Origin of the sequence: Streptomyces macrolidinus (genome assembly GCF_023887685.1) — a bacterium.
GTDB lineage: Bacteria > Actinomycetota > Actinomycetes > Streptomycetales > Streptomycetaceae > Streptomyces > Streptomyces macrolidinus.
In genome coordinates this window covers 1-3,546 of the sequence record NZ_JAMWMR010000072.1, presented here as the reverse complement: position 1 = coordinate 3,546, position 3,546 = coordinate 1, and the positions used below count along the sequence as shown (strand labels likewise).

At 68.0% G+C, this 3,546-nt stretch carries 4 protein-coding genes and 1 pseudogene; 4 read left to right on the top strand and 1 reads right to left on the bottom strand.

The window, feature by feature from the left end; all coding sequences use genetic code 11:
• The 3 genes and pseudogenes from NGF19_RS30195 to NGF19_RS30185 form a co-directional block, all read left to right on the top strand.
• On the top strand, positions 1-898 hold an 898-nt coding region (locus tag NGF19_RS30195), incomplete at its 5' end, for a hypothetical protein (protein ID WP_372506046.1).
• Positions 899-1,050: 152 nt separating this feature from the next.
• A pseudogene (locus NGF19_RS30190) lies at positions 1,051-1,188 on the top strand (IS701 family transposase); the annotation flags it as partial.
• 100 nt (positions 1,189-1,288) lie between these two features.
• Positions 1,289-1,831 (top strand): SUKH-4 family immunity protein, encoded by a 543-nt coding sequence (locus tag NGF19_RS30185; protein ID WP_252429103.1) that lies wholly within the window; start codon positions 1,289-1,291, stop codon positions 1,829-1,831.
• Here NGF19_RS30185 and NGF19_RS30180 read toward each other — a convergent pair.
• Positions 1,783-2,712, bottom strand: a complete 930-nt coding sequence (locus NGF19_RS30180) for an NAD(P)H-binding protein (protein WP_252429102.1) — start codon at positions 2,710-2,712, stop codon at positions 1,783-1,785. The two genes, NGF19_RS30185 and NGF19_RS30180, sit on opposite strands and share 49 nt — an antisense overlap.
• 64 nt (positions 2,713-2,776) lie before the next feature.
• Between NGF19_RS30180 and NGF19_RS30175 the strand changes: the two genes are divergently transcribed.
• Positions 2,777-3,373, top strand: a complete 597-nt coding sequence (locus NGF19_RS30175) for a TetR/AcrR family transcriptional regulator (RefSeq protein WP_252429101.1) — start codon at positions 2,777-2,779, stop codon at positions 3,371-3,373.
• Positions 3,374-3,546: the final 173 nt, after the last annotated feature.

Sequence of the window (3,546 nt, the reverse complement as noted above, 5' to 3'; positions counted from 1 at the left end):
GAGCGGGGTGTCGCTGTTCCACGACGGCAGCATCCGGGGGGCCGCCGCGCTCGATTGGGCCGTCGCGGCGGTGGGCGCACTGGCGGTCCTGGTCTGTGGGTTGGTGGTGCGCCAAGGGTTGCGGCCGACGCTGCGGGTACTGCTCTGGGCGCTCTGTGGGCTGGCTGGGATCGCCGCGTTCAGTCTGCTGATGGACGTGATCACGCTGATGGTCGGCCAAGGAGTGGACAGCCGGATAGCCGCCGCTAACCATTCGCTGGCGGCCGTTGGTGCGCTGCTGCTCGCGGCGACCGCCCGAGCCGACCGCCGCCCAACCACCAGCGCCACCGCGCCAGCGCCCTCCTGGGCCACCAAGCAGGTCCAACTCGCTGCCGGCGCCGGTACCGTGGCCTTCATCCCGTACATCGCGATGAAGCTGGTTTGGGTGTTCGGCGGCACCTTCGCCGGGACGAACATGGAGGAGATGCTGGTCAACTCCGAGCGCAACGGTGCCTCAGAGATCTGGCTCACCATGGAGTCCTGGGGCTTGGACGTCACCGTGCTGCTGGCCGTACTCGGCACCTTTCTGCTGTGGGGACTGGTCTGCCCTTGGGGTCAGGTCTTCCCGCGCTGGGCGCTCCTCCTGCGCGGCCGCCGCGTTCCGCGCTGGCTCCTGCTGACCCCGGCCTTGCTCGGCGCCGCCACCCTCGCTCCCTACGGACTGCTCGGGCTGGGCTACTGCGCTCTGGCCACCGCTGGCGTGGTGACAATGCGGCAAGGCGACGCCCACTCCTCGGGAGACGCCCTGCTGATGGGATGGATCGGCATGGTCGCATTCGCCGGCTACGGCGTCGCGCTGATCATCGCGGCCCGTTCGTACTGGCTCCGAACTCGTCCGATCAACCACCTACCTTCTTGATAACCGTTGTTGGTACTCCACTCCGTTCGCGATTTTGTCGTAGACCCAGCCGGGGACGGGTACGGCCACCGCGTGATCATCGAGGGTTGTGTGGACGCCTGAAGATCGTGCGGTGGCCGGCCGCAGGCCATGACGTAGATCCTGCCCGCTGACGGAAGAACTGCTGGCAACTGGCCGAGCAGGCCGGCCATGCGCGGCCTGGGCCGATGCAGCGTCTGCTGCGCTACGCCCGCTGGGACGCTGATGCTGTCCGCGACGATGTGCGTGCCTACGCCGCCGAACACCTCGGTACTGACGGCAGCGCGGGCACAGGCCCCCTCAGCTGGGCCGCGTGCCTGTCAGCCCTGCTCGATAGGGTCCGCAACGTAGCCAGTTCCGGAAGGGCCTCACATGACGACGTTTGACGAGATCACCGCCTGGGCCGGCACCGGGAACGTCACCAGGGCAGACCCGGCAGTCGTGGCGGGCTGGCAGATCCCCGAGGAGCAGAAGGCACTACTGGTTGACGTCGGGATCCCCATCGTGGATCAGTTGATCGAGTACGTATCGTTCCAGGTGGAGGCGGCTCCGGCACTCCAGACGGCAGATGGCAGGTCGCTCTACCGCCTCACCCGGAATCACCATGGCGGCCTCGTGCCTGGCATGGAATGGTCGTTCGGCGCCGAACCCGGGACAGGCACGGTCTACTACGTCCTTCCACAAGGCGAGGCGTGGTTCGCCAACTCCTCCGTCGAGCTGTGGCTGCGGACCCTGCACCACTACGGCCTGCACGTCAGCGAGTCCGAGATCCTCAGCGATCCGGATGACCGCGAGGACGAAGCCCTGACCGAGCTCGGCCTGCTCGCAGACGAACTCAAGGAGATCGATCCACCTGCCTTCAGTGGCTACATCGGTTTCATCTGGGCCGAGTTCCTCGACCGCCGACTCTGGTAGTCCTGCGGGCTCTGTGTGAACGCGGTGGCATGGTCGGTGGCCCACTGGCGGAACGTTCGCGGCGGTGTTCCGAGGATGTCGGCCACCGTAGTGGTGACGTATGCGGGCTGTCCGGCCGCTGCGCTCCACGCGGTGAGGAGCATGTCGATGACCGGACCGGGCGCCGTGCCCTTCGACAGGTTCCGGAACTCGTCCGGTGTCATCTCCTCGAAGGGGATCTGCTGCCCCAGAACGTCACCGATGGTGCTTACCTGTGCGGCCTGCGTCAGTGATTCGGGGCCTGTGAGGACGTAGTCGCCTCCGGCGTGTGTGTCCTGACGGAGTGTCTGTGCGGCGACGGCTGCGACGTCGCGGTCGTCGACGGGTGCGGTCTCGGTGGCGCCGTAGGGCCATCGGACGGTCTGGCCGCCGCGGATCGCGGGTGCCCACCAGGCCAGTGAGTTGGACGCGAGCATGCCCGGCCGGATGATCGTCGATCGGAGCGCGGTGGCCGCGATGAGGTGTTCGATGTCGGCGTGCAGGGCTGCCATGGGGTTGGGCTGCTGGAAGAGAGGGTGCGGTGTCTGGTGCGGAGAGGAGAGGAAGACGACCCGCGGCACGTGGGCTGCGAGCCGCTCGATGACTGCTGCGGCTGTCTGCGGCGGGGCGGTCCAGACGAGGAAGACCGCGCCGGCACCCTTCAGTGCCGGGTCGAGTGACTCGGGTGCGGTGAGGTCGCCGGTGAAGACCTCGGCCTTCGCCGGCAGTGTCGCCGCCGCTTCGGCGCGATGGGCCAGGGCGCGGACCGATACACCCGCGTCGAGGAGTCGGTCGATGACGATGCGGCCGATGCGGCCCGTTGCCCCGGTGACGAGTACGGGAGGAGTGTCTGTCTGTTTCATGCGGCCCAATGGAAACGTTACTCGGTTAAAAAAGCAACTCGGTTACGAATGTTACTGTGGGTGGATGAGCGAGCCGACGGGATTGCGGGCCCGGAAGAAGGAGCAGACACGCGACGCCATCGGCGACGCGGCCGTCTCGCTGTTCCTGGAACACGGCTTCGACCGCGTCTCCGTCAATGACATCGCCGCGGCGGCCGGGGTCTCCAAACCGACCCTGTTCCGGTACTTCCCCACCAAGGAAGACCTGGTCCTGCACCGGTTCGCGGACCATCAGGGAGAGGCGGCACGCGTCGTACGCGACCGCAGGCCCGGCGCCGAGCCGGTGACCGCGCTGCACCAGCACTTCCGGGCCGGTCTCGACCGGTACGACCCCGTCACCGGCCTCAACGACCACCCCGAGGTAGTGGCGTTCCACCGCCTGGTGTTCAACACGCCGAGCCTGGCAGGACGCCTCACCCAGTACCAGCTCCAGGACGAGAAAGCACTGGCCGACGCCCTCGGCGAAGGCATCCAGGCACGCCTGCGAGCCGCCCAGGTACTCGCGGTCCAACGGGTGCTCGCGCGGGCCAACTGGCAGAAGATCGCCGACGGCCGCACCGCCCAGGACGTCCACCCCGAAGCCGTGGCCGACGCCGACCAGGCATTCAGCCAACTCCGCTGACAGGCAACACCCTTCAGGGCAGTGCACACGACCGCGCATCCGGTCGCGCCGTAGCACCCGCCGTCGCTCGCCCGGCGGCTCTCACCTCATGCGGCCCACCTGCGGCCGGAGCACACGCACCCGGTTCACGACACCAGCGACGGCATGTCCCAGCCCCCGTGCACCGCGCCATC

Excerpts from the sequence above, each read along its gene's own strand:
- NGF19_RS30185 (WP_252429103.1), top strand. The coding sequence starts at position 1,289 with ATGACGACGTTTGACGAGATCACCGCCTGGGCCGGCACCGGGAACGTC.
- NGF19_RS30180 (WP_252429102.1), bottom strand. The coding sequence starts at position 2,712 with ATGAAACAGACAGACACTCCTCCCGTACTCGTCACCGGGGCAACGGGC.
- NGF19_RS30175 (WP_252429101.1), top strand. The coding sequence starts at position 2,777 with ATGAGCGAGCCGACGGGATTGCGGGCCCGGAAGAAGGAGCAGACACGC.